The sequence below is a fragment of the Nocardia sp. X0981 genome, from assembly GCF_977089955.1.
The window spans coordinates 398,824-423,875 of sequence record NZ_OZ372435.1; the positions used below are offsets into that span (position 1 = coordinate 398,824).

Here is a 25,052-nt window from a genome sequence, read left to right on the forward strand (position 1 = left end):
CCTCATATCGGGCAGGCTATTACCATGTTTCGACCACCGTTCCTGGCCCGCGTCGCCGCCGGGGCCGCCGTCTATGTCCTCGAGGAGACGCGACGGCTGCCCGCGGCGGCGGTGAAATTTCCCGTCACCGCGGTGAGCCAATTGCTGCAGACGGGTATGCACGTCCAGCAGTTCGTCACCAGCCTCGCGATCAAAGGCGACTCGGTTTTCGACCGGCTCACCAACCGTCCGGAGCAGCAGCCGGAATGGGCCACCTTCGACGAGGACGAAGAGCTCCCGGGGCGCGGGCCGGGTGCCGCCGTACCCCGCCGCAACAGCGGATTCGACCGGTTCGAATCCGATCCGGCGGAGGTGGAGCAGGCCCTACAGGAAACCTTGGCCGGGCTGCGCGCGATCCAGAACGGCCACACCGTACCGGGGGCCCACGCGTTCGGATCCGGCCCCGGCGACTCCGGCGCGGACGAACCCGCGGCCACCGGCACCGGCCCCGCCGATACGGATTCCGTGGCCGAACTCACCGAACCGGAACCCGTGGCCGAGCCACCGGCCGCCGATCCCGAACCCGAGCTACCGGCCGTCGGGGCCCGCTACGACTACCCGAACATGACCTTGGCCCAGCTGCGCGGCCGGCTGCGTACGCTCACCGTCGCCGATCTGGAAGCCCTGCTGGAATACGAGCGCGGCACCCGCGACCGGGCCGCGTTCGTGACCATGCTGACCAACCGGATCGCCACCGTGCGAGCCCAGTGACCGAGGCCGATCCGGCGCCCACCGCCGCCCGGGCCGGTTCCGGCCGGCCCGGGCAGTCCTCCGCACCGGCCAATTCCGCCGAGCAGCCGTGGCCGGTGCGCTCGGTCTCGATGAAGGTCGCCCAGTGGATCGACCGGCTCGGCAGTATCTGGGTGGAGGGCCAGCTGACGCAGATCAACCTGCGGCCCGGCACCCGCACCGCTTTTCTGGTGCTCCGGGATCCGGCGGCCGATATGTCGTTGTCGGTGACCTGCGATCCGGCCCTGCTCCGCAACCCGGCCGTCCCGCTGCAGGAGGGCAGCCGGGTGGTGGTGTTCGGCAAGCTCTCGTTCTTTCCCGGCCGCGGCACGATCTCGCTGCGGGTCACCGAGATCCGCCCGGTGGGGATCGGTGATCTGCTGGCGCGTATCGAACGCCTCAAGGCCCTGCTCGCGGCCGAGGGGCTCTTCGATACCCGCCTCAAACGTCCGCTGCCTTTCCTGCCCGGCACCGTCGGACTGATCACCGGCCGGGGCAGTGCGGCCGAACGCGATGTGCTCAGCGTGGCCCGGGACCGGTGGCCCGCGGTCCGGTTCGAGGTCCGCAATACCGCGGTCCAGGGGCCGGCCGCCGTACCGCAGATCCTCGATGCCCTGACCGCCCTCGACAGCGACCCCGCCGTCGAGGTGATCGTGCTCGCCCGGGGCGGCGGCAGCGTAGAGGATCTGCTGCCGTTCTCCGACGAGACCCTGTGCCGCGCGATCGTCGCCGCCACCACGCCGATCGTCAGCGCCATCGGGCACGAGCCCGATTCTCCGCTGACGGATCTGGTGGCGGATCTGCGCGCCGCCACCCCGACGGACGCGGCGAAACGCATAGTCCCCGACGCCGCGGCCGAAACCGCGGCCGTGCGCGAATTGCGCGCCCGCTCGGCGGCGGCACTGCGCGGCTGGGTCCAGCGGGAGAGCGCCGCGCTGGCGCAACTGCGGTCGCGGCCGGTGCTGGCCGACCCGATGCGCGAGCTCGGGCACCGGCACGACGAGGTGGAGCGGTTGCGCGACGCGGCCCGCCGCGGCGTCGGCGAGCTGGTACGCGCCGAATCCGTGACCACCGATCATCTCCGGCGCCAGCTCACCGCGGTCGGCCCGGCCGCCACCCTGGCCCGCGGCTACGCTGTCGTGCAGCGGGTGAGCGGGCCCGAACGCCATGTGGTGCGCGAAATCGCCGATGCGCCCGCCGGCAGCCAGCTTCGGATCCGGGTGGGCGACGGCGCTGTCTCCGCGGCCGCCCTGGGCACCACCCCACTCGGCGAGCGTGGCTCGCCCGCCCGCGGATCCCGTAGCGACGAACCCGAGAGGAACTGACCGTGCCCGATACCGGCGCCGCCAACGACCTGGCCGAAATCTCCGGGTTCGGCTACGAACGCGCACGCGACGAACTGGTCGCCGTGGTGAAGATGCTGGAGCAGGGCGGTATGGATCTCGACGAGGCCCTGGCCCTGTGGGAACGCGGCGAGGCCCTGGCCAACCGATGTGAGGAGCACCTCGCCGGGGCACGCCGACGTATCGAGGAGACCCTGGCGGATTCGGACGAGCCGCAGTGACCGGGCTCTACGGCCGCAACGGCTGAGCGCTCGTCACCGCCCGGGCCAGCGTTTCGAAGGCGGTGGTATCGCCGGCCCCGCGGATCAGGACCCGGCTCGTCCCGAAGTCGGCGACCCACGCGGGTTCGGCACCCGGCTCGGCGTACACGATCCATTTCCGCCCGTCGATCTGCTGGGTTCCGCTGGCGTACCGGCCGCCCACGATATGCCCGGCCAGTACCTCTTCGGTGGCGTCGCTCTGGTTGAGCTCCATATAGGTGCCCGCCCCGGTGACATACCCGATGGTGCTCACGGTTCCGCCACCCGATTCGGTGATGGTGTCGCGCCGCCCCGAGTTCGGGGTCCAGTTCTGCGGTAGTGCCGGTTCGCGGACGGGGAAGGAGAGGTTCTGCGCGTCCGAGCGCAGCGCCGCCGCGGCGTCGAAGCTGGGTACGGCTCCCTGGGTGGGGCCGTTCGCCGCGAAACTGCACTGGCTGGTGAGCCCGGCGAACACCACGGCGATCAGCACCAACGGGATCAGCGAGAAGAACAGGTCCCGGTAGTCGTGCAGGATGCGTGGCTTTTGGTACGACACGCTCCCAGTATCCACCGGACCGACGGGTACGCCCCGCCCCGCCCCCGGTACAGCCGTACCAGGTGATCATCGGCACCCGGGCCGACGATGCGACAATTGCCCGGAACTCTCGACGCCAAGGAGGCACCCGTTATGACGGCATCTTCGACCGCTCCGAGCCGCCGCGAGGCGCCCGACCGCAACCTCGCTCTCGAACTCGTACGCGTCACCGAGGCCGGTGCCATGGCGGCGGGCCGCTGGGTGGGCCGGGGCGACAAGGAAGGCGGCGACGGGGCGGCCGTGGATGCCATGCGCCAGCTGGTCAGCTCGGTGTCCATGCAGGGCGTGGTGGTGATCGGCGAGGGCGAGAAGGACGAGGCGCCCATGCTGTACAACGGCGAGAACGTCGGCGACGGCACCGGCCCCGAGGTCGATTTCGCGGTCGACCCGATCGACGGCACCACCTTGATGTCGAAGGGGTCGCCCGGCGCCATCTCGGTGCTGGCGGTCGCCGAACGCGGCGCCATGTTCGATCCGTCGGCCGTGTTCTACATGCACAAGATCGCGGTCGGCCCCGATGCCGCCGATGTGATCGATATCTCGGTACCGATCGCGGAGAACATCCGCCGGGTCGCCAAGGCCAAGCGGGCCTCGGTCTCCGATATCACCGTCTGCATCCTGGACCGGCCGCGGCACAGCGAACTGATCCAGCAGGTCCGCGATGCCGGTGCCCGTATCCGGTTGATCTCCGACGGTGACGTGGCCGGAGCCATCTCCGCCGCCCGCCCCGATTCCGGGACCGATATCCTCGTCGGTATCGGCGGCACCCCCGAGGGCATCATCGCCGCGGCCGCGATGCGCTGTATGGGCGGTGCGTTGCAGGCCAAACTCGCCCCCACCGACGATGCCGAACGGCAGAAGGCCATCGACGCCGGCCACGATCTGGACCGGGTGCTCGAAACCGAGGATCTGGTGTCGGGGGAGAACGTTTTCTTCTGCGCCACCGGCGTCACCGACGGTGATCTGCTGCGCGGGGTGCGCTACTACGGCGGCGGCGCGTCCACCCAGTCCATCGTGATGCGGTCGAAATCGGGCACGGTGCGGATGATCGACGCCTACCACCGGCTCACCAAACTGCGCGAGTACTCATCGGTCGATTTCCACGGCGACGAACACGCCAACCCGCCGCTGCCCTGACACGCCCGCCGCCGCGGGGCACGGGCGGATCTCCCGAGCCCCGCGGCGGCGCAGCGCCCGACCACGGCCGAGCCCCGGGCAAATGTTCCGCATATGATTCAGGAGCCCGATTTCCGGGTAAAATCCGCGTGACCACCGAACCGGCGGCGCCGCGGAGATCATGCCGATTTGCCGTTGCGTTGCCACCTCATCGAGCCGGAGTGATGAGCCAGCACGGTTGCGCCCGTGCATCACCCCGGCCTGTCGCGAGAGGATGGATATGCATCACTTCGCTCGACGTTCGGCCGGATTCACCCTGGCACTCGCCGCCGCGGGCCTGCTCGTCGTGGGCTGCGGTAACAACGACGACGACTCGTCGGTATCGGAGACCTTCGGCTCACTGACCTCGGCGGTCATGCCGGGCGGCGACACCGGTGAGCCGACCGGGTCCCCCGGGGCCGAGGGTTCGCCCACCGAAACCACCGGAGCCGAGGGCTCACCGACGGGCGAGGAGACGGAGACCCCCGACGAGGACCCCAATGCCGATGCCGGCGAGACCACGGTGCAGACACCGGACGGCACGGAAGTCACCGTGAAGGGCTCCATCTATCAGAAGTACACCGAAGCGGGCGGCCCGACCGGCACGCTCGGTATGCCCGAGGGTGAGGAGCAGGTGGCGAGGGACGGCGGCCGCTACCAGAACTTCGTGGGCGGCACCGTCTTCTTCAGCGAGGACACCGGTGCCCACATCGTCTGGGGTGATATCCGGGAAGCCTGGGAGGCCAACGGCGGCGCCGATGGCGAACTCGGTTTCCCGACCTCGGACGAGGAGACCACCCCGGAGGGCAAGAAGAGCGAGTTCGAAGGGGGAACCATCACCTGGAACTCGTCCGATCGTTCCACCACGGTCACCGAGAACTGAACCACCCGCGAGGGGCGTCCACCGGCGGTGGGCGCCCCTCGCGCCGCGCCGACCCCGGAATCCGCGATCACATATGGCCCGTGGCGTATACCGTGCCCCATCACAAGGCGAGCCGCCACGCAGACCGATATCACCCGACCCGGCCCCGGCGGTCATCCGTTCTCCCGGCCGACCCGCTACCGTGTGTGCGTGCAGAATCTGTTGACCGACCGCGACCTGCTGGAATCCCTCGCTGTCGAGGTGGAACTGACCATGCGGCGCCATGTGGAAACCGCCGACGAATGGCAGCCGCACGAGTTCGTTCCCTGGGACGACGGCCGGAATTTCGCCTTCCTCGGGGGCGAGGACTGGGAGCCCGCCCAGTCCGAACTGAGCGATACGGCTCGACTGGCGCTCACCGTGAGCGTTCTCGTCGCCGACAATCTGCCCTCGTATCACCGAGAGGTCGGTAAATATCTGCGTACGGGCCCGTGGTGGCGCTGGGTGGGCCGCTGGACCGCCGAGGAAGCCCGGCACTCCGTCCTCATCCGCAACTACCTCATGGTGACCCGCGCCTGTGATCCGGTGGAACTGGAACGCCTGCGCATGGGTCATATGACCGAAGGTTTCCGCCGCGAGCCGCTGCATCTGCTGGATATGCTGGTCACCGCCGCGTTCGAGGAGAAAGCGGCCGCTGTCCGGCACCGCAACACCGCCGCCCTCGGGGAGAACCCGCTGGTCACCGCCATCAGTGAACGTATCGCCGAGGACGACGAGAAGCAGGCCGAGGTGTTCGCCGATCTGGTCGCCGCCGGTTTCGCGGCGGCCCCGGATCAGACCATGCGCGCCGTGGCGGACCGGATCGCGGCGTTCCGCGTACCTTCGCTCACCCTGCCGGACGGGCGCGGCAGCGACGAGGTGCTGGCCGAGGCCGGGATCTACGATCCGGCGAAACAGGACGAGCTGATCTTCGCCCCGCTGCTGCGGCGCTGGGAGGTGTTCGGCCGCGACGACCTCGGCGACGCCGGAGCGGCGGCGCGAGCGGAACTCGCCCGCTTCCAGGGCTGAAACACGGTTCGCCGGCACCGCCGGAGGGGTGCGGAGCCATCCGGTTCACACCCCTCCGCGGACGGCGCGCAACCACCGCGCGACCGGGACCGAGAGCGCGGATCAGTCCTGTTCGACATTCGTCATGGAGAGCACGTCCAGGCGGCGGTCCAGTTCCTCTTCGCTGAGCACGTCGCCGATCAGCCCGCGGTCGATCACCGCCTGGCGGATCGTCTTCTGCTCCCGCAGCGCCTGTTTGGCCACCGCGGCCGCCTCTTCGTAGCCGATCGCCGAATTGAGCGGGGTCACGATGGAGGGTGAGGATTCGGCCAGGGTGCGCAACCGTTCGGCATTCGCCGTCAAACCGTGAACGCACCGGTCCGCGAACAACCGGGACACCGCCGCCAGCAACCGGATGGATTCCAGCACATTGCGGGCCATCACCGGAATGTAGACGTTCAGTTCGAAATGACCACCCGCCCCCGCGAAGGCGACCGCGGCGTCATTGCCCACCACCTGCGCCGCGACCTGGGTAACCGCTTCGGGCAGAACCGGATTCACCTTACCGGGCATGATCGAACTGCCCGGCTGCAGATCGGGCAACTGCAGTTCACCCAGCCCGGTGAGCGGCCCCGAACCCATCCACCGGATATCGTTGGCGATCTTGGTCAGACTCACCGCGACCGTACGCAGCGCACCCGAGAGCTCCACCAGACCGTCCCGTGCCGCCTGCGCCTCGAAATGATCCTCGGCCTCGGTGAGCGCGTCGAGTCCGGTGGCACGCACCAGCTCCGCGACCACTTTCGCCCCGAACCCGGCGGGCGCGTTCAAACCGGTACCGACCGCCGTCCCGCCGATGGGTAGTTCCCCCAACCGCGGCAGCGTGGCCAGTAACCGCTCCATCCCCGCCGCGACCTGCCGCGTGTAACCGCCGAACTCCTGCCCCAAGGTCACCGGTACCGCGTCCATCAGATGGGTTCGCCCCGATTTGACCACTGTGCGCCATTCGGTGGCCTTGTCCAGCAGCGCGAGCCGCAAATGCTCCAGCGCGGGCAGCAGATCCTTGATGACCGCCTCGGTGGCGGCCAGATGGGTGGCGGTCGGGAAGGTGTCGTTCGACGACTGGGACATGTTCACATGGTCGTTCGGGTGCACCGTCACCCCGTTGTTCGCCGCGATCGAGGCGATCACCTCGTTGGCGTTCATATTCGAACTGGTTCCCGACCCGGTCTGGAACACATCGATCGGGAACTGGTCGTCGTGGCGTCCCTCGGCGATCTCGGCGGCGGCCGCGATGATGGCGTCGGCCCGCTGCGAGTCCAGCAGTCCGAGATCCCGGTTGACCACCGCGCATGCCCCCTTCAGCAGTCCGAGCGCCCGGATCTGGGCCCGCTCCAGCCCTCGCCCGCTGATCGGGAAGTTCTCCACCGCCCGCTGCGTCTGGGCCCGCCACAGCGCGTCCACCGGAACGCGGACCTCGCCCATCGTGTCGTGCTCGATGCGATACTGCTTCTCCTCGCTCATGACCCGACCCTATGCCGCGTCCGAGCGAAGTTGTCGTGCCACGCGCGTGAGTTCCGGGTCACGGGGTCCGGGGCCGATACCCGCTCGCCGTCCGCGCCGCCGAGTACGTTGCGGCCCAGAGCGGTGGGCTCCGCCCGGTTGTTTCAGCCGCGGCCGGCGAGCAGCCGTTCGATCGATGCGCGCAGATCCGCGTGCGAGACCGGGTCGATATGGAAATCCTGATATCGGTGCCGGTAGATGTATCGACCATCGTCGGCGATATCGAACCAGCTCAGATACCGGGGCGGCGGCGGTTCCGGTTCGCGCAACCGATGGCGCGCCTCCAGAAAACCCGAACCCGCGCGCGGTGCCTTCAGCAACCGCCGCATCCGGTCGGCGGGCTGTGGGGTGCCGCCGTTCCAGATCTCGTAGGTATCGCGGAGCCGGTCGATACTCTCCACCAGCGGCGCCCGGGTGCCTTTCGGCAGTTCGCCGAGAATCTGCAGGAAAATTCTGGCGACGATGGCGGGCGGCCCGATCTCGAGCACGAGTTTCCCGTCGAAATCCGTATCCACGCCGGGGAACTGGACAATCGTGATACCCGCGCTCCCCACGAAGGACCCGTAGGCACGGATCCGGTGCCTACGGCTGCCCGACAGCGTGAGCGTGGACTCGGGGTCGGCGGCGGCGCGCAGCGCGGCCGTGAGATCCGGATCGCCGCCCCGCGGATATCTGGTCTCGATCCGGGCCGCCAGTAGCCGGAACTCGCCCTCCCAGCGCACCGACGACCGCAACTCCAGCGGATAGGGATACCGGTCCTGTCCGGTCTCCTTCCAGACGTGCATGAACTCGTCCGGAGTGAACTCCCACTTCACCGTCGCTCACCACGGTCTTCGGCCGGCTGCGCCGCCGGTACATCGGCCCCCAGCACCCCGCCCAGCGTCGCGATCCGGGGCCCGAACAACTCCTCCTCGCGGTCACGCACCAGGTAGTCGGGAGTCGTATGCTCCGCATCGTCCTCACCACGCCGACCCGCCGCACCCGACATCATGCCGGGCATACCCGACATCGCCCGGCTGGTACCGGCCGCGGTCGACGCGGCGGCCGCAGTGGTGGTGGACACGCCCGGCGCGCCCGGGGTCCCCGGCACGGTTCTACCCGGACTCTGATTCTGCGGGGTGCCGCTCGGAGAACCGGGCGTCCCACTCGGCGTGCCTGCCGGCACGGATGGGGAGCCCGTGGTGGTGGTCGACGGCGTCGTACGCTGCGGGTCGCCGGTCGGAACACCGGTGGTGGTGCTGTTCGGCTGCCGGGTGGACGGGGTCTCATTCGTACCGGCGGTCGTTGTCTGCGAATCCTCTTCCGTCACCGCGGTTTCCGAGGTATCGGCCGCGGTTTCGTCCTCACCGGAAGTTTCGGTACCCGGGGTTTCACCGGCCGGGCCGGAGCCCGCGGGGGCGCCACCGGGCCCGCCGGAAGACGGACCGCCCGGGCCGGGGTCGTCGGTCCGGTCACCGGGGATCTGCACCGGAACGAAAGTGGGAACGCCGTCACCGGCAGGCTGGTAGGTGGGTTTATAGGTTGTATTCATCACTTCGACGGCGGCCAGGCGCTGATCTTCCTTGTACCGATCGAAGGCGGCCGCGGCCGCCGGATCGGCCGCGCCCACAACCGTTTGCGCGACCTGAGCAGGATCGACCACCGTGGTGGTAACCGCGGTGTTGGTCGTCACGGGCGCCTGAGTGGGCGGCGCGGGAACGGATTTCTGCACAACTTCGGCAGCGAAGGCGGCTGCCTCGATCCGTAGACCCACCGCCCGGATCACTTCCTGGACGTCGGTCGCCTGCTCGTAGAACGTCCTCGTGGCCTGGTTCGCGGCATCCGCGAACTGCCCCTCCATACCGTCGGAAAGCTCACGCTGTATCGCAAGGTGCGCTCCGAGCAATCCTCCGCTCAGCGAATTCGCCACCGAATCGTATACGTCGGCCACCTCATGCATCAGGCGCGGTTTCATCTTGCCGACCTGGTCGTGGATTTCCTGGTGGGAAAAACCTTCGAACTGCTCCATCCGCGTGATGTAGGAAGGATCCCGACCACTATGGGACACCTGCGACCCGAAATGCTGAGCGCCGGAAAGACTCCGCTCACCTGCCACACGCTGCTGCACCGATCCTGGATCGAGACCGAGCAAGGGCCCGAATTGACCGAGCGGAGGAGTGGACTGGTCCTCGCTCACCTCAGTTGCCCTCTCCGATTTCCGGCTCCAAGGCGGTGGCGATCTCGACCACCCCGTCACACCGTTGCAGACCCGCCTCGGTTCCTTCGAACGTACGGGTAGAACTGAACATGACGAAACCGGCTTCGGTGCGCACGTGCACACTGCACACCCGGTGCAGCTGCGGATCCTGCACCAATAGCGCTTCGCGGCCGTTCACTGTGAGCGGCGTGCTGTGCACACCATTTTTCTGCAGATCTTCCTCCCAGGTCACATTGCCCGAATTTATCTGCAGATCGCGCAGGTGCCCCTCGAAGTCGCACGTCAAGAACGTGTACTCGGCGACGACATCATCACCACGCCGGCGGGTGGCCGGATCGAGGCCGGCCTCACGTATTGCCGTGTCGCTGATCCACGTGCACGGATCGAAGACGACTTCGGGCCGACCCTCCGTAGCGTACTGGTTGTGGTTCGGTGGGGGTTGCAGTCTCGATTCTGTCAATGTAGGCCGGGCGGGGGCCGTTGTCGCCGACTGCGACACGGAAGCGGAATCCGAGGACTCGCGCTGTGTCGGCTCGGTGTTGTCGGAGCACCCGACCGCGACAGCCGTGAGAAATCCCGTCACCGCCAACGCCATGACCCCGCGTCGTATCATCACTGCAGCCCCTCACCGGCGGCTGCGATAGCACGCCTGTTCATGACATCCGCTTCTTCGAACGCGCCACCTGCTTGCAGGAATGCCGCCGCCATTCGAAGAGCTGCTTCTTTCAGGCCGACCAGGGCTTGGATGGTCGCATGCCCCTTGGCCGAGAACCCGGCTTGCAATTCCTGCGCAGAGGCGAACCCGCCGAAACCGTCCACCTCGTACAGTCTTTCGGAGCGCTTCAACTGCGCGTCCAGACACGTATCGACCAACCGGGTGTACACCGCCGCACATCGCTCCGCGGCCCCCCGCTCCATCCGGAACGTTCCGGCAACTGCCTGCTGGTACAACGCGGTCGCGGTCCCCTGCCCCACATCCATACCGCTCGGCCCACCCTTCTGTAACCTGCACTCACCATACTGGACGCGTCCCACCCACCGCTGGTTCCCTGGACGGGCCCCGCACCCGCGGGCAGATGGCCCGCGTGGTCCACACAGCGCTGCCGCCGCCGTTTCCGAAGCCGGCTGTTCGGTTGCCGTCCTCTCGACTGCCCACCGCCCGGAAGACCGCTGCCATTCGTGAAGCGACTTCCTCATCCCCTATCCCAGACGACTTTCCCGTATCCCCTTGCCAACGCTTCCAGCGTGATCCGATGCCGTGTTACGAGACCCTTGCTACCGTTTGCGTCGCAGAAGTAGAGCGCTACCAGGGGGAGATGATGGACCGGGGCCGGGAAAGCCACCTTTCGAATCCGCGAGACACACCGGAAGCGGTGTATCCATCACCGTCGTCTCGCCACCGTGAACACCTTCCGGGCAGCGTCCGCCACGGCGCGGTGGACAGCGACGCCCTGCGGACCATCGCCGATCCGCCGCCCGGGCCGGCCTTCGACCAGCCGCGGACCCGCGCGGCGGTCCGGCGAATCGCCCTGACGTGGTGGCCGATCCTGATCGTTTCGGCCGCGTGCGGACCACTGGCCATCTGGCTGTCACTGCTCCCCGAGACGACCCCCGGTCCTTTCCTGCACTGGCTCATCGACCGCGGGTGGGTGTTCCTCCTCGTAGTGTGCTTCGTAGGGGTGCCGACGGCCGCCGGTTGGGTGCGGGTCAACGGGCGTCGGCGCAGAGCACTGCGCCGACCGTGGGAGGTGTGGCGGATCCGCTACATCCGGTCCGGGCGCTACGAGTGGGTCGATCTGCTCGACCCCGCGCAGCGAGTTGCCGGAAGCTTGCTGTTGAGCACTCGACCGAATCAGCTGGGAAAACTCGTCGACCCCAGCACCGCCCATATCTGGTTCGCCGGTGACCCGTCCCGCTACGGCGTGGTAACGCTGCCGGGCACCGGCGAATTGCGGTACGCCTACCGTTCCAGGCTCTACCGCGCACCCAGGCCTGCGCTTCGAAAGGAACCCGGCCGGTAACACCCATCACGCGGGCAGGGTCGAGCATCGGAGGAGCAACGCGGGGTCGGTCGCGAAGGCAGGCCGGGCCGAGGTACCGCCTGCCGCCGAGATACCGGCCGGTCATTTTCGGCTGCGGAAATCGGGCCCGGTAATTCGGGGCGAACAGCCGGTGCCATGACCAGGAGAGCGGCATAGTGATATGCGTCACGCCGAACTGGGCGTGCTCTCAGTGCCCGAGTCGAACGAGGAGCTCGTCATGACCTACGCCAAACCCGGTGCCGATGGCAGCATCGTCAGCTTCGCCGGCCGATACGACAATTTCATCGGTGGTGAGTGGACCGCGCCCGTCGAGGGCGAATACTTCGACAACCCGTCCCCGGTCGATGGCGAGAAATTCTGCGAGGTAGCCCGCTCCACCGCTCCGGATGTGGAATTGGCCCTGGATGCCGCGCATGCCGCCGCCGACGGCTGGGGCACCACTTCCACCACCGAGCGCGCCAATATTCTCAACAAGATCGCGGATCGGATCGAGGAGAACCTCGAGGCGCTGGCGGTAGCCGAGACCTGGGAGAACGGTAAACCGGTCCGCGAAACGAAGGCGGCCGATCTCCCGCTGGCCGTCGACCATTTCCGCTATTTCGCGGGTGCCATCCGCGCCCAGGAGGGCGGGATCAGCGAAATCGATGCCGATACGATCGCCTATCACTTCCACGAACCGCTGGGCGTGGTGGGCCAGATCATTCCGTGGAACTTCCCGATCCTCATGGCCACCTGGAAATTGGCTCCCGCCCTGGCGGCCGGGAACACGGTGGTGCTGAAACCGGCCGAGCAGACTCCCGCGTCGATCATGAAGGTCGTCGAACTCATCGCGGATCTGCTGCCACCCGGGGTGCTGAACGTGGTGAACGGGTTCGGCGTGGAAACCGGTAAACCGCTCGCCTCGAGCCCGCGGGTGGCGAAGGTGGCGTTCACCGGCGAAACCACCACCGGACGGCTGATCATGCAGTACGCCAGCGAGAACATCATTCCGGTAACCCTGGAGCTGGGCGGGAAAAGCCCGAATATCTTCCTGCCGGATGTCATGGCCGCCGACGACGATTTCCTCGACAAGGCGGTCGAGGGTTTCGTGATGTTCGCCCTCAATCAGGGTGAGGTCTGCACCTGTCCATCCCGCGCGCTCGTCCATTCCTCGATCTACGACGAGTTCATCGCCCGCTGTGTGGAACGTACGAAGGCGATAGTGAGCGGCGATCCACTCGACGACGCCACCATGATCGGCGCGCAGGCCAGTAACGACCAGTTCGAGAAGATCATGTCGTATATCGATATCGGGAAGAAAGAGGGCGCCGAGGTGCTGACCGGCGGAAATCCGCGCTCGGTCGACGGCTACCCGAACGGTTTCTATGTGGAGCCGACCATCTTCAAGGGCAGTAACGATATGCGGATCTTCCAGGAGGAGATCTTCGGTCCCGTCGTCTCGGTGACCACCTTCGACTCCACCGAGGAGGCCCTGAAGATCGCGAACGACACCCTCTACGGTCTGGGCGCCGGTGTGTGGACCCGCGACGGCAACACCGCCTACCGCCTCGGCCGCGGTATCAAGGCCGGGCGGGTGTGGACGAACTGCTATCACGCCTACCCGGCGCATGCGGCGTTCGGCGGCTACAAGAAGTCGGGTATCGGCCGTGAGAACCACGCCCAGATGCTGGACCACTACCAGCAGACGAAGAATCTGCTGGTGAGCTACGCACCGCAGAAGCTCGGGTTCTTCTGATGCCGGAGCCGAACCGGGTGGAGCTCACGGCGGCCGCGGCCGGGTTGCTGCGTGATCTGATCGAACGGCACGGTCCGGTGATGTTCCATCAGTCCGGCGGCTGTTGTGACGGGAGCGCACCCATGTGCTATCCGCGCGGGGAGTTCCGGGTCGGTGGGCAGGATGTGCTGCTGGGGCACGTGGACGCCGACACCCCGTTCTGGATGAGCGCGGACCAGTACGAGTACTGGAAGCACACCCATCTCACAGTGGACGTGGTGCCCGGGCGCGGAAGCGGGTTCTCCCTGGAAGCTCCGGAGGGGGTCCGTTTCCTGATTCGCTCCCGGCTGCTCACCGACGACGAATTTCTCGAACTCGAAGCCGCGCCCCCGCCGCCCACGGGCGCGGATTTCGCCGGCTGAACCGTGGCCGGGCTCCGGTTCGCCGGGGCCCGGCCACGCCGGGCGGACCCGATGGCCGGCTGCGGTGAATTCCGGCGCGGTGTCAGGAGTGTTCGCGCAGATATTCCAGGTAGAAACCGCGCAGGGCTTCGGCGAGGTCGCCGTCGCCCGCGTGGAAGTAGTCGTCGAGCATCGGCACCACCCATTTGATGTCGGCTTCGCTCTCACCCACCCGTCCCGCCGTGGCCTCCGCGGCGGGTATACGGGTCAGTAGTTGCCAGAGAAAGCGGATATCCCCGCGGCGCACCGCCAGCTTGACCGCTCGGTCGTGCAGCTCCTTCGAGGAGAGCTCGTCCAACTCAGCGTTCGGGGTCATAGTGCCGACTTTAATCCCGGTGGCCGTATCCGGGCCGGTTTTTCCCCGCCCGTAGCGTACGAGCCGCCGCCGCTCCGCGTGGCGCGTGCACTCGTACGGGAGACCGTGCTGCGATTACCGGATGACCGACGAATCCTCCACTTCGGCCGCCGGCTTCCGGATCAAGCGCGCCTACGAACCCCCGGAACCGGATGACGGCTACCGCGTACTCGTCGACCGGCTGTGGCCGCGTGGCGTGGCGAAGGACGAGGCAAGGATCGACGAATGGCCCGACGAGATCACTCCGTCGGCCGATCTGCGCCGCTGGTTCCACCAGGACCCGCAGGGCCGGCGCGCGGAGTTCACCGAGCGGTATCGGGACGAATTGACGGCACCGGCGGCCCAAGAGACCTTGGATCGGCTGCGGGCGCTGGCACGCGACAGCCCACCGGTCACACTGGTCACCGCGGTGAAGGATCCCGCACACAGCCATGTGCCGGTACTGGTGGCGCTATTGCGCCGATAGCCGTTGCGGATCACTCACCGGGAGGGACCCGGCTCGCGCGGCAATGTCTCGGCAAACGCATGTGCGCGCGCCGGCCGGAAGCGAATCCGGAGCGAACTCCGGCGCCGGGCCGCCGAAAAAGACAGCCCGATCCGATCTCCGGCCCGAATCGGTTGGCGCCCGCCAATACCTCTTCTCACCTGCGGGTATGCCCTCGAACCGAGGTGAGTTCACAGGGAATTCATCAACTACTCCCGCATTTCTCCGAGCGCTCAGGGGCGGGAAGGAGGTAGCTTCGGAGTGGCGGGTCGCACGTTGCGGCTCGCTCGGGAGGTCCTGACCGTGACTGAGCAACTCAGTACGAGGGGGCCGGCACCCGGCCCTCGTGGCCGCTGACACACCCCGTCAGCCGCCATCCGGACCGACCGGCCCAGCGAGACCGTCTGTGTGGGTGCCACACAGACCCTAGGAGCCTACCGTGACTGATAATCGCTCCGTATCCGCCCCCTCGGCGACTTCTCGCTTCATTCGGAAAGGTACTAAGACCTTCGTCATCGACACCTCGGTGCTGCTGTCCGATCCCTGGGCGGTGACCCGGTTCGGCGAACATCAGGTGGTGTTACCGCTGGTCGTGATCAGCGAACTCGAAGGCAAACGGCATCACCACGAACTCGGCTGGTTCGCCCGTGAGGCACTGCGCATGCTCGACGATCTGCGCCTGGCCCACGGACGCCTGGACGAACCACTGCCCATCGGTACCGAGGGCGGCACCTTGCAGGTGGAACTCAACCACACCGATCCGACGGTGTTACCGGTCGGCTTCCGCACCGAGAGCAACGATTCCCGCATCCTGGCGTGCGCGCTCAACCTCGCGGCGGACGGCCGCCACGTGGTGCTGGTGTCCAAGGACATTCCGATGCGGGTGAAGGCCAGCGCGGTAGGTCTACGGGCGGAGGAATACCACGCGCAGGACGTGGTGACCTCCGGCTGGATGGGGATGGTCGAGATCGATACCACCTCCGACCTCGTCGACCGGCTCTACAGCGAGACGGTGATCGATCTGGACGAGGCGCGGGAACTACCGTGCCACACCGGGATCCGGCTGCTGGGCACCAGTTCGAGCGCACTCGGCCGGGTGACCCCGGACAAACGGGTGCAACTGGTGCGGGAACGGGAGGCATTCGGACTGCACGGGCGTTCCGCGGAACAGCGGGTCGCGCTGGATCTGCTGCTGGACGAAAGCGTCGGTATCGTCTCGCTGGGCGGACGCGCGGGTACCGGCAAATCGGCGCTGGCTCTCACCGCCGGACTGGACGCGGTGCTGGAGCGGCGCTCCCATCGCAAGGTCGTGGTGTTCCGGCCGCTGTACGCGGTGGGTGGTCAGGAGCTCGGTTATCTACCGGGTACCGAGAACGAGAAAATGGGCCCCTGGGCCCAGGCCGTTTTCGACACCCTGGAAGGGCTGGCCAGCCGCGAGGTGATGGAGGAGGTACTCGGCCGGGACATGCTGGAAGTTCTTCCGCTGACCCATATCCGCGGCCGGTCGCTGCACGATTCGTTCGTGATCGTGGACGAGGCCCAATCGTTGGAGCGCAATGTGCTGCTCACCGTGTTGAGCCGGCTGGGCAGCGGTTCCCGCGTGGTCCTCACCCACGATGTGGCCCAGCGGGACAATCTACGGGTCGGCCGGCACGACGGTGTCGCGGCGGTGATCGAAAAGCTCAAGGGGCATCCCCTGTTCGCGCACATCACCCTGACCCGAAGTGAACGCTCCCCCATCGCGGCACTGGTCACCGAGATGTTGGAGGAGTACGGGCCCAACGCCTGACCGAAGCGCGTCCGGGAGGCCGGGCGGTTCTGCTCCGGACCGCCCGCTTCCCGCACGGTCACTGCCCCGTGGTGCCTGGTCCGGCAGCGCGCAGCGCTCCCGGCGCCGGGCCCACCGGGCCGGCGCGCCGGAACTCCCGGACACTCAGCGGCCGAGCACCGCCTTCACCACACCCACCACCGTCCCGCGCAGGAAGTTCTCCCAGCTGAAGTGGTCGTGCCACAGGATGATCCGGCCGTCCCGCAGTTCGAACGTTCCCATCACCCAGAACTCGATGTGCACGGGCCCGAAGCGGAGGATATCGGTGCGGTCGGTGAGCACCACCGCACCGTCGGCCGCGATATGGTGCATCCGCGCGGAGAACCCGAACTGCTCCCGGTCCAGGCCGCGCAGCACCTTGCCGACCCGGCGCGCCCCACGCACATCCGGCAGCGAAGTGTTCTTCCAGACGATATCCGGATGCACCAGCTCCAGCGCCTCGTCCAGCGCCCCGACCTCCATCGCGGTGAAGAATTCGCGGATCGTGGTGACCGCGTCCTGATCCAGATCGGTTTCCATGTCCCGAGCCTAGAACCGCCCCCCGTCCGAGACCAGACCATCCACAAGAAGACCTACGGGGGCGGCCCGACACCGACCACCCCCAAAACCCTCCACCCCTCCGGACGGTTACCCCCGTGGTCGGGGCCCGCCCCGGTTCTGGAGCGACAGAGCGAAGGAGCGCAGCGACTGAGCGGCGGAGTGAAGAACCGGGGTCCCGAGGGCCCCGACCCGCGCCGCCGCAGGCGGCGCCGAAATCACAGCAGGTTCCAGTCCTCCAGGCCCTGGTAGAGCGGGAAATCATGGGCCAGTTTCCGCACCCGGGCGCGCAGTTCGTCCAGATCGGCGCCACCTGCCAGCGCACCGGCGATGATATCGGCGACCTCGGTGAATTCCGCGTCCCCGAAACCGCGGGTGGCCAGCGCCGCGGTACCGATCCGCAGACCCGAGGTCACCATCGGCGGCCGCGGGTCGAACGGGACGGCGTTGCGGTTCACCGTGATGCCGACCTCGTGCAGCAGATCTTCACCCTGCTGTCCGTCGAGATCGGAATTGCGCAGGTCCACCAGCACCAGATGCACATCGGTGCCGCCGGTGAGCACGCTGATACCCTTGCCCGCCACATCGGCGCCGGTGAGCCGCTCGGCCAGGATCTTCGCGCCGCTCAGGGTGCGCTGTTGACGTTCGGCGAACTCGGCGGTGCCCGCGATCTTGAACGCCACCGCCTTCGCCGCGATCACATGCATGAGCGGGCCACCCTGCTGCCCCGGGAACACCGAGCTGTTGAGCTTCTTGGCGTGATCCTGTTTGGCCAGGATCAGCCCCGAACGCGGGCCGCCCAGAGTCTTGTGCACGGTGGAGGAGACCACATCGGCGTAGGGCACCGGGGAGGGATGCAGCCCCGCCGCGACCAGCCCGGCGAAATGTGCCATATCCACCCACAGGTAGGCGCCCACCTCGTCGGCGATCTCCCGGAACGCCGCGAAATCCTGATGCCGCGGGTACGCCGACCAGCCGGCCACGATCACCTTCGGCCGCGCTTCCCGCGCGATGGCGCGCACATTGTCCATATCCACCCGGTGGTCCTTCTCGGACACACCGTAGGAATGGACCTCGTACAGCTTGCCGGAGAAGTTCAGCCGCATACCGTGTGTGAGATGGCCACCGTGCGCCAGATCGAGACCGAGCAGCCGGTCACCGGGATTCATCAGCGACATCAGGACCGCGGCGTTGGCCTGCGCGCCGGAATGCGGTTGCACATTCGCGAAATCGGCGCCGAACAGGTCCTTCGCCCGCTCGCGGGCCAGGTTCTCGACGATATCCACATGCTCGCAGCCCCCGTAGTACCGCCGGCCCGGATATCCCTCGGCGTACTTGTTGGTGAGCACACTGCCCTGCGCCTGCAGCACCGCGCGCGGGACGAAGTTCTCCGACGCGATCATCTCCAGGGTGTCGCGTTCGCGAGCGAGCTCACCCGCCATCGCGGCAGCGAGCTCCGGATCGAGTTCACCGAGAGACTGGGTATTGACAGAGGCGGTCGTCTGCGTCACGACGCCAGTGTATGAGCCACACTCATACCCTCCGGAACCGGGCGGTGTTTATCGGCGTGCCGATGAACCGCTACTCCTGGCGGAGCGCGCCGGGGGTCAGCGGTTCATCGAGCAGTCGGCGGAAGCGGTCCGCCCGGTCCTCCGCATCCGTCGCCCGGTCCAGCCACCCTCCGAGCAGCTTGTATCCCTCCACATAGGTGCTGATGTAGGCCCGCCACAGCGGGGAGGACAGGAAACGCAGTGATTGCCGGGCACGTTCGGCGGTGGTGAGCGACCAGCGTTCCAGGAAACCGGCCACCTCGTCGGCGTCCTTGCCCTGATCGTGCAGCATGAGCGCGGCATCCTGGCGGACCCCGAGCAGCTGCGCGGAAGCTTCGGACAGTCGTTCGGCGCGGTCTCCGTCGAAGCGCAGGCCCAGGTCCGCGTAGATTTCCTGGGCCCATTTCCCCCACCCGGGGCCGATGATCGAGCGCAGCGCGAGATCGGCGAGCCCTTCCGCCATCAGGCACTGCGGAGTGTTGACCAGGAAGATCATCTGCTCGGCCTGGCCGGCCGCCACCAGTCCCGCCTCCTTGCGGCAGTGCTCGGTGTGGTGACCGGGGTAGGCCTCGTGCGCGATGAGCGAAGGCAGAGCCGCCATATGCTGGCGCAGGTCGGAGTTGATGGCGACTTTCGACTGGTAGTCGCCCAGGTAGTAGTTGAACCCGGACCAGGGCTTGTCACCCACCACTTCGTAGGTGACATGTTCGTGGTCGGGCAGCGGGTACCGCGCCCGCACCCGTTCGCGTAGCGCGCCGGAAAAGGCACGCACGCAGTCCTCGAGGCGTTCCGGAGGGATCTCGTCCGCCTTACGGTGCGCGATGATCCGCTCGGCCAACGGTCCGGTACCGCCGAGTACCTCGTCCATCTTCTGGTGCGCCGAGCGGTACTCGGCGGGGTCGCCGGGCGCGATCTCGACGTCGAAGTAGGCCCGGACCTCGTCGACGAACCCGATCTCCTCCCCCGCGAACTTGCGCGCCGAACACTCCAGTGCGCGCAGGTGCACATCGAGGAACTCGGTGCGCTGCGGCCCCAGTTCGGCGCCCGGCAGTTCGGCGCGCAACCGCGCGGCCGTACGGGCCAGATCGCGAGGTTCGGGTTTCGGCGCGTTCTCGATCTCCCGCCGCAGCCGGGGGTCGGCGGTGTAGGCGTCGACGAATCCCTCTTCGATCCGATCGAACGCCAGACCGAGCCGCAGGTAATCGATAACCAAGGGATGGGCTTCCATGGCACCGACCCTAGCGGCGGATGCGCAGTACCGGCGGACTACCGCGAAGGGCCGCTCACCGGACGCTTGTCCCGTATTAAAACCGCCCCGGATGCTGGAGTTATACGGACCAGTTATGGACCCCTCGTATGCTCGGCCTCGCATGAGGAGCAGAATTCAGCCATGAGGGCACAGCCAGACCGCCGGACCGGCCGGAGTCGAGACAGCCGCGGCGGCGGCATCTCGCACGAACGGCACCACGGGTCTCCGGCAGAGCGGAGCTGAACAGATGGCCAAGGCGAGTGAGCCGAGTCCGTATGTGGAATTCGACCGGAAACGATGGCGCGAACTGCGTAAGTCGACTCCATTGGTGCTCACCGAAGAGGAACTGATCGGGCTACGCGGGCTGGGCGAACAGATCGACCTGGCGGAGGTCGCGGAGGTCTATCTTCCGCTGGCCCGGCTCATCCACCTGCAGGTGGCGGCCAGACAGCGGCTGTTCGCGGCCACCGCCACCTTCCTCGGCGAATCGCACCCCGATAAGCAGGTTCCGTTCGTGATCGGGGTGGCCGGTAGCGTGGCGGTGGGCAAATCCACTACCGCGCGCGTACTCCAGGCGCTGCTGGCCCGGTGGGACCACCATCCGCGAGTGGATCTGGTGACCACCGACGGATTCCTCTACCCCACCGCCGAACTCACCCGCCGCGGAATCATGCACCGCAAGGGTTTTCCGGAAAGCTACGATCGGCGCAAACTGCTGCGTTTCGTCACCGAGGTGAAATCCGGCGCCGAAGAGGTGTGCGCACCGGTGTATTCACATATCTCCTACGATATCGTCCCGGGCCGATTCCACTGTGTGCGGCAGCCCGATATCCTCATCGTCGAGGGGTTGAACGTGCTGCAGACAGGTCCGCGCCTGATGGTGTCGGACCTGTTCGATTTCTCCATCTACGTGGACGCCCGTATCGAGGATATCGAGAACTGGTATGTGCGCAGGTTTCTGAGCCTGCGGGAAACGGGCTTCGCCGATCCGAAAGCGCATTTCCACCACTACGCCAAGTTCACCGATTCCGAGGCGACAGCCGCGGCCAAGGACATCTGGAATTCCACGAACCGCCCCAACCTGGTCGACAACATCCTGCCGACCCGCCCCCGCGCAACCCTCGTCCTGCGCAAGGATTCCGACCACAGCATCAACCGCCTCCGCCTACGCAAGTTGTGACGGCCTGTGTTTATTTGCGGCGCCTTCGGCGCCGCGGGTTCGGGGCCCCTTGTGTCTCGGGTCTTCACTCCGCCGCTCAGTCGCTGCGCTCCTTCGCTCTGTCGCTCCAGACCCGAGACGGGCCCCGAACCACGAAGGCGGACCATCCGGAAAAACGGGAACCTCGAGCGCACCCGCGCCGCGATCCCCCCGCGCCCTCGACCCCGGTTGCCGCCGCCTCTGGACAAATCCGCAGGCGACCTGCTCGCGAAACCACCCCCGCATCCTTCCCGGGTCTGTCGCACCCTCCGGGCGCCGAGTTCAGCGAGGCCATTGGAGGGTTGAGCCCGCGGCGCCTTTCAGCACTCGAAGCGCATGCGGCGAAGCCGCGAGTCTCGAGTGCTGAAAGGCGACGCCGACAGGGCTCGACCCCGCGGCGCCGCAGGCGCCGCAAAATAAACACAGCTCAAGTACCGTACCGGCGGTGCCGGGCAGCGTAATCGCGTAGGGCGCGGAGGAAGTCGACGCGGCGGAACTCCGGCCAGTAGACCTCGGTGAACCAGATCTCGGAGTAGGCGCTCTGCCAGAGCAGGAAGCCGGAGAGCCGTTGTTCGCCGGAGGTGCGGATCACCAGGTCGGGGTCGGGCTGGCCCGAGGTGTAGAGATGCTGGCCGATGGCGTTGACCGTGATGGATTGCACCAGGTCTTCCCCGGTTTCACCGGCGGCGATCTCCTGGCGCACCAGCTGGCGTACCGCGTCGGCGATTTCCTGGCGGCCGCCGTAACCGATCGCGACGTTCACATGGGTGCCGGTGCGTTCGCGGGTACGTTCGGTGGCGGTACGCATCCGTTTCGCGACCAGTTCGGGTAGTCCGTCCAGGGTGCCGACGATGCGGACGCGCCAGTTCTGCTCGGGCGCCGCCAGTTCCTCGACCACATCGGTGATCACCTCGAACAGGGTTTCGAGCTCTTCCTGTCCGCGCCGGAGATTCTCGGTGGAGAGCAGGTAGACGGTGACGAGTTCGATGCCCTCGGCTTCGCACCAGCTGACCAGTTCGGCGACTTTGAGGGCGCCCACGCGGTGGCCGTGGGTGATATCGGTGAACCCGTTCTCCCGCGCCCAGCGGCGGTTGCCGTCACATACCACCGCGACGTGCCGCGGATGCTGTTTGCCCGCAAGCTGCTTGGCCAGACGGGCCTCGTAGATGCGATACGGAAAGCCCCGCAGCCGACTCGGAAATTCCACGACGACCAACAGTACGCCCTTCCCGCTGCCCGTCCGTAGTCGCCGCCGAACGCGGCGATGCTCACAACCGAGCCCGTGTCCCCCCGCATCCGAGGCGAAGCCGGTACAGTGAATCACCGAGTAACCTACGCTCGCGTAGGTTACTCGCGGGTTCGGAAACTCGCTCCGGTTCGGGCGCGCTCGGCCGCCCGCGGGTGGCGGGTGCCGCACCCGCGCCGCCGCGCCCACCGCCGACACAGGAGGTTCCGTGCCCGACCCGGCCCCCACCGCCCCCCGCTCCGGCGACAGCGATCCACACGGCACAACGTTCGACGAGGCCGTCATACTGGCCGGCACGGACGTCGACGATCCGGTTCCCAACCCGGCCGAATCACTCGCCGCGCTGGTCAAACCCCGAATGCGTGGATGGATCCACACCTGGGCCGCGGGTGTCGCCGTCCTGGCCGTGATCGCCCTCGTCGCGACCGCCACCACCGTTTCGGAAACCGCGGTGGTGGCCACACTCGTCTACGGGCTCACCATCTGCGCCCTGTTCGGGATCAGCGCCACCTATCACCGCATCACCTGGACGACAGTCCGCGCCCGGTTCCGGATGAAACGCGCCGATCATTCGATGATCTTCCTCTTCATCGCCGGCACCTACACACCGTTCGCCCTGCTCGCTCTGCCCGAGCGCACCGGCCGGATCCTGCTGACGGTGGTGTGGGCCGGAGCTCTGGGCGGAGTCGCCCTGAAAGTGCTGTGGCCGCAAGCGCCGCGGTGGGTCGGGGTGCCGCTGTATCTCCTGCTCGGGTGGGCCGTGGTACCGGTGGGCGGGCAACTGTACCGATCGGCCGGACCGGTGGCGGTATCGCTGCTGGTAGCCGGCGGGCTCGCCTACAGCGTAGGCGCGATCCTGTACGCGACCCGCTGGCCCAACCCCTGGCCGACGACCTTCGGGCATCACGAGTTCTTCCACGCGGCCACCGTGCTCGCCGCGCTCTGTCATTACGTCGCGGTCTGGTTGATCCTGCTCGGCTGAGCCGCCCGCAGCGATCGGGACATCTCCCCGGCCGTCTCGATTAGGCTGCTGAGTCGTGTCCTCCGATACCGGCCGCCCGCGCTACCGCGGCCACCGTGGATAGCCACCATGGCCGAAAGTTCGGGATCGCGCTCCCGGTCCACAACGCTCACCCGGCTGATGCTGTGGACCCTCGGCGCCCGCTGGGGGCTGGCCGTCGTGGTGATCGCCGCGCATCTCAGCGGTCTGGCGGTCATCGTCACCGAACTACTGCTCATCGGATTCCCCGGCCGGCTCGGCGCCGACCAGTTGCGGGGGCTGATCCTGGTCTCCATCTATCCGGCGGTGGCGTTCCTCGTCGGTATCGGACTCGCCGTGCGGGACCGGGGTGGCTATTTCTCCTGGCTGGACCATTCCCGGCGACCCACGCCGGAAGAAGCGCGGCGAATCCTGCATCTGCCGCTGGCCGTCACCCTGCGCTCGCTGGTCATGTGGGCGCCGGGGGTGGTGCTCTCCGCGATCCTGCTGGCCCGGCTCACCCCGGAGAACGACTTCGCCGTTCTGATGGCCATGTTCACCATCGGTGGGCTCGAATCGGCCGGCCTGACCTATCTTATCGTCGACCGGTTGATCCGGCCGGCGGTACCCGTTGTCGCCGGGGTGCTGGGCGTCACCATGCACTGGAGTTCGTCGGTATTCGTGCGGGTGGCGCTGGCCTGGGCGGTATCCGGCGCGATGCCGCTGAGTGCCCTGATCGTGGTCCTCGCCGACCCGGCGACCAGCCAGGAACACCGGATCCGCACCGGTATCTACCTGGCCGCCATCAGTCTGGTGGTCGGACTGCTGGCCACCTCGGCGCTGTCCCGCGCCGTGGCCACCCCGCTGCGGACACTGCGGGGAGCGGTGGATCGGATCGCCCGCGGTGATCTGGACGTCCGCGTCTCGGTGGGCAGTGCCAGCGAGATCGGCCGGCTGGAACATTCGGTCAACGAGATGTCGGCGAACCTGCGGGAACGGTTACGGATGCGCGATGTGTTCGGCCGCCATGTCGGTGAAGAGGTCGCCGAACGGGCACTGGCGGGCGGGATCGACCTCACCGGGGACGTGCGGGAGGTCTCGGCACTGTTCGTGGACGTCACCGGGTCGGTGGCGATCTCCACGGGGCTGCCACCGCAGGAGTTCGTGGCCAAACTCAACCGCCTGATGACGACCGTGGTGGCGGCCACCGAGGAGAACAACGGGCTGGTCAACAAGTTCGAGGGGGATGCGGCGCTGTGTGTTTTCGGCGCACCGATCGCCCTCGCCGACAATGCGACCCCGGCGCTGCGCGCGGCGCGCCGGATCCGGGACGAGGTGCTGGCGGCCGGGGAACTCGATATCGGAATCGGGGTGTCCCGGGGCCGGGTGTTCGCCGGGGACGTCGGCACCGACACCCGCCGCGAGTACACCGTGATCGGTGACGCGGTGAATGCCGCGGCACGGCTCACCACCCGAGCCAAGGAGGTGCCCCGGCGCATCCTGGTCTCGCAGAACGTCGTCGACGCGGCAGCGCCCCACGAACGGGCCCACTGGGAGAAATACGGGGCGGTCGCATTGCGGGGTATCAGTATGCCGACCCCGTCCTGGACCGACCGCGACCCCGAGGAGCAACCGTAGGC

25 protein-coding genes are annotated in these 25,052 nt (G+C 67.5%); 14 read left to right on the plus strand and 11 right to left on the minus strand.

The window, feature by feature from the left end; genetic code table 11:
• The first annotated feature begins 24 nt into the window (after positions 1-24).
• The 3 genes from ACYR7D_RS01870 (at position 25) to ACYR7D_RS01880 (ending at position 2,332) form a co-directional block, all read left to right on the plus strand.
• Positions 25-750 carry a lipid droplet-associated protein gene (locus ACYR7D_RS01870; protein WP_459547908.1) on the plus strand — a complete coding sequence of 242 codons (726 nt, stop codon included), beginning with the start codon at positions 25-27 and terminating at the stop codon, positions 748-750.
• Between the two features lie 95 nt (positions 751-845).
• Positions 846-2,093 (plus strand): exodeoxyribonuclease VII large subunit, encoded by a 1,248-nt coding sequence (xseA, locus tag ACYR7D_RS01875; protein ID WP_459549968.1) that lies wholly within the window; start codon positions 846-848, stop codon positions 2,091-2,093.
• Between the two features lie 2 nt (positions 2,094-2,095).
• Complete coding sequence (locus ACYR7D_RS01880; RefSeq protein ID WP_459547909.1) at positions 2,096-2,332, plus strand: exodeoxyribonuclease VII small subunit; 237 nt, start codon at positions 2,096-2,098, stop codon at positions 2,330-2,332.
• A gap of 7 nt (positions 2,333-2,339) precedes the next feature.
• Here the strand turns inward: ACYR7D_RS01880 and ACYR7D_RS01885 are convergent, their stop codons facing one another.
• The gene (locus tag ACYR7D_RS01885) at positions 2,340-2,906 is read right to left on the minus strand and encodes a DUF4245 domain-containing protein (RefSeq protein ID WP_459547910.1); all 567 of its coding nucleotides are present in this window, start codon (positions 2,904-2,906) and stop codon (positions 2,340-2,342) included.
• Between the two features lie 132 nt (positions 2,907-3,038).
• On the opposite strand from ACYR7D_RS01885, the gene glpX reads away from it, so the two are divergent.
• The 3 genes from glpX to ACYR7D_RS01900 all read left to right on the plus strand — a co-directional run bounded on the left by glpX (position 3,039) and on the right by ACYR7D_RS01900 (position 6,030).
• Entirely contained in the window at positions 3,039-4,082 is a 1,044-nt protein-coding gene (glpX, locus tag ACYR7D_RS01890) for a class II fructose-bisphosphatase (RefSeq protein ID WP_459547911.1), read from the plus strand.
• 259 nt (positions 4,083-4,341) lie between these two features.
• Complete coding sequence (locus tag ACYR7D_RS01895; protein ID WP_459547912.1) at positions 4,342-4,983, plus strand: LGFP repeat-containing protein; 642 nt, start codon at positions 4,342-4,344, stop codon at positions 4,981-4,983.
• 189 nt (positions 4,984-5,172) lie between these two features.
• A complete protein-coding gene (locus ACYR7D_RS01900; protein ID WP_459547913.1) occupies positions 5,173-6,030 on the plus strand; it encodes an acyl-ACP desaturase in 858 nt (285 codons plus the stop codon).
• Between the two features lie 102 nt (positions 6,031-6,132).
• Here ACYR7D_RS01900 and ACYR7D_RS01905 read toward each other — a convergent pair whose 3' ends face one another.
• From ACYR7D_RS01905 to ACYR7D_RS01925, 5 genes are all read right to left on the minus strand, one after another.
• Complete coding sequence (locus ACYR7D_RS01905) at positions 6,133-7,533, minus strand: class II fumarate hydratase (protein ID WP_459547914.1); 1,401 nt, start codon at positions 7,531-7,533, stop codon at positions 6,133-6,135.
• Positions 7,534-7,676: 143 nt separating this feature from the next.
• Entirely contained in the window at positions 7,677-8,387 is a 711-nt protein-coding gene (locus tag ACYR7D_RS01910; RefSeq protein WP_459547915.1) for an ESX secretion-associated protein EspG, read from the minus strand.
• On the minus strand, positions 8,384-9,580 hold the full coding sequence (locus ACYR7D_RS01915; protein ID WP_459547916.1) for a hypothetical protein: 1,197 nt from the start codon (positions 9,578-9,580) through the stop codon (positions 8,384-8,386). The genes ACYR7D_RS01910 and ACYR7D_RS01915 overlap by 4 nt, the downstream gene beginning before the upstream one ends.
• A 169-nt stretch (positions 9,581-9,749) precedes the next feature.
• Positions 9,750-10,382 carry a DUF3558 domain-containing protein gene (locus ACYR7D_RS01920; protein WP_459549969.1) on the minus strand — a complete coding sequence of 211 codons (633 nt, stop codon included), beginning with the start codon at positions 10,380-10,382 and terminating at the stop codon, positions 9,750-9,752.
• A complete protein-coding gene (locus tag ACYR7D_RS01925; protein WP_459547917.1) occupies positions 10,382-10,750 on the minus strand; it encodes a hypothetical protein in 369 nt (122 codons plus the stop codon). Before ACYR7D_RS01925 ends, ACYR7D_RS01920 begins: the two co-directional genes overlap by 1 nt.
• Before the next feature lie 455 nt (positions 10,751-11,205).
• Here ACYR7D_RS01925 and ACYR7D_RS01930 point away from each other — a divergent pair, with 455 nt between their 5' ends.
• From ACYR7D_RS01930 to ACYR7D_RS01940, 3 genes are all read left to right on the plus strand, one after another.
• On the plus strand, positions 11,206-11,790 hold the full coding sequence (locus ACYR7D_RS01930; protein WP_459547918.1) for a hypothetical protein: 585 nt from the start codon (positions 11,206-11,208) through the stop codon (positions 11,788-11,790).
• 238 nt (positions 11,791-12,028) lie between these two features.
• Complete coding sequence (gene adh, locus ACYR7D_RS01935) at positions 12,029-13,546, plus strand: aldehyde dehydrogenase (RefSeq protein WP_459549970.1); 1,518 nt, start codon at positions 12,029-12,031, stop codon at positions 13,544-13,546.
• On the plus strand, positions 13,546-13,947 hold the full coding sequence (locus ACYR7D_RS01940; protein ID WP_459547919.1) for a DUF779 domain-containing protein: 402 nt from the start codon (positions 13,546-13,548) through the stop codon (positions 13,945-13,947). Before adh ends, ACYR7D_RS01940 begins: the two co-directional genes overlap by 1 nt.
• Before the next feature lie 82 nt (positions 13,948-14,029).
• On the opposite strand, the gene ACYR7D_RS01945 is transcribed toward ACYR7D_RS01940, so the two are convergent.
• Complete coding sequence (locus tag ACYR7D_RS01945; RefSeq protein WP_459547920.1) at positions 14,030-14,302, minus strand: hypothetical protein; 273 nt, start codon at positions 14,300-14,302, stop codon at positions 14,030-14,032.
• Between the two features lie 121 nt (positions 14,303-14,423).
• Here ACYR7D_RS01945 and ACYR7D_RS01950 point away from each other — a divergent pair, with 121 nt between their 5' ends.
• Positions 14,424-14,807: a DUF488 domain-containing protein gene (locus ACYR7D_RS01950; RefSeq protein ID WP_459547921.1), complete on the plus strand. Its 384-nt coding sequence runs from the start codon at positions 14,424-14,426 to the stop codon at positions 14,805-14,807.
• 457 nt (positions 14,808-15,264) lie between these two features.
• Positions 15,265-16,614: a PhoH family protein gene (locus tag ACYR7D_RS01955; RefSeq protein WP_459547922.1), complete on the plus strand. Its 1,350-nt coding sequence runs from the start codon at positions 15,265-15,267 to the stop codon at positions 16,612-16,614.
• 144 nt (positions 16,615-16,758) lie between these two features.
• On the opposite strand, the gene ACYR7D_RS01960 is transcribed toward ACYR7D_RS01955, so the two are convergent.
• From ACYR7D_RS01960 to ACYR7D_RS01970, 3 genes are all read right to left on the minus strand, one after another.
• The gene (locus ACYR7D_RS01960) at positions 16,759-17,172 is read right to left on the minus strand and encodes a limonene-1,2-epoxide hydrolase family protein (RefSeq protein WP_459547923.1); all 414 of its coding nucleotides are present in this window, start codon (positions 17,170-17,172) and stop codon (positions 16,759-16,761) included.
• 236 nt (positions 17,173-17,408) lie between these two features.
• A complete protein-coding gene (gene glyA / locus ACYR7D_RS01965; protein ID WP_459547924.1) occupies positions 17,409-18,701 on the minus strand; it encodes a serine hydroxymethyltransferase in 1,293 nt (430 codons plus the stop codon).
• Between the two features lie 70 nt (positions 18,702-18,771).
• Positions 18,772-19,968 (minus strand): DUF885 domain-containing protein, encoded by a 1,197-nt coding sequence (locus ACYR7D_RS01970; protein ID WP_459547925.1) that lies wholly within the window; start codon positions 19,966-19,968, stop codon positions 18,772-18,774.
• A 268-nt stretch (positions 19,969-20,236) separates the two neighbouring features.
• Between ACYR7D_RS01970 and coaA the strand changes: the two genes are divergently transcribed.
• Complete coding sequence (gene coaA / locus ACYR7D_RS01975; RefSeq protein WP_459547926.1) at positions 20,237-21,169, plus strand: type I pantothenate kinase; 933 nt, start codon at positions 20,237-20,239, stop codon at positions 21,167-21,169.
• Between the two features lie 445 nt (positions 21,170-21,614).
• Here the strand turns inward: coaA and ACYR7D_RS01980 are convergent, their stop codons facing one another.
• The gene (locus tag ACYR7D_RS01980) at positions 21,615-22,403 is read right to left on the minus strand and encodes an isoprenyl transferase (protein ID WP_459547927.1); all 789 of its coding nucleotides are present in this window, start codon (positions 22,401-22,403) and stop codon (positions 21,615-21,617) included.
• Between the two features lie 316 nt (positions 22,404-22,719).
• On the opposite strand from ACYR7D_RS01980, the gene trhA reads away from it, so the two are divergent.
• Together trhA and ACYR7D_RS01990 are read left to right on the plus strand one after the other, a co-directional pair.
• Positions 22,720-23,415 carry a PAQR family membrane homeostasis protein TrhA gene (trhA, locus tag ACYR7D_RS01985; protein WP_459549971.1) on the plus strand — a complete coding sequence of 232 codons (696 nt, stop codon included), beginning with the start codon at positions 22,720-22,722 and terminating at the stop codon, positions 23,413-23,415.
• 108 nt (positions 23,416-23,523) lie between these two features.
• Entirely contained in the window at positions 23,524-25,050 is a 1,527-nt protein-coding gene (locus ACYR7D_RS01990) for an adenylate/guanylate cyclase domain-containing protein (RefSeq protein WP_459547928.1), read from the plus strand.
• Positions 25,051-25,052: the final 2 nt, after the last annotated feature.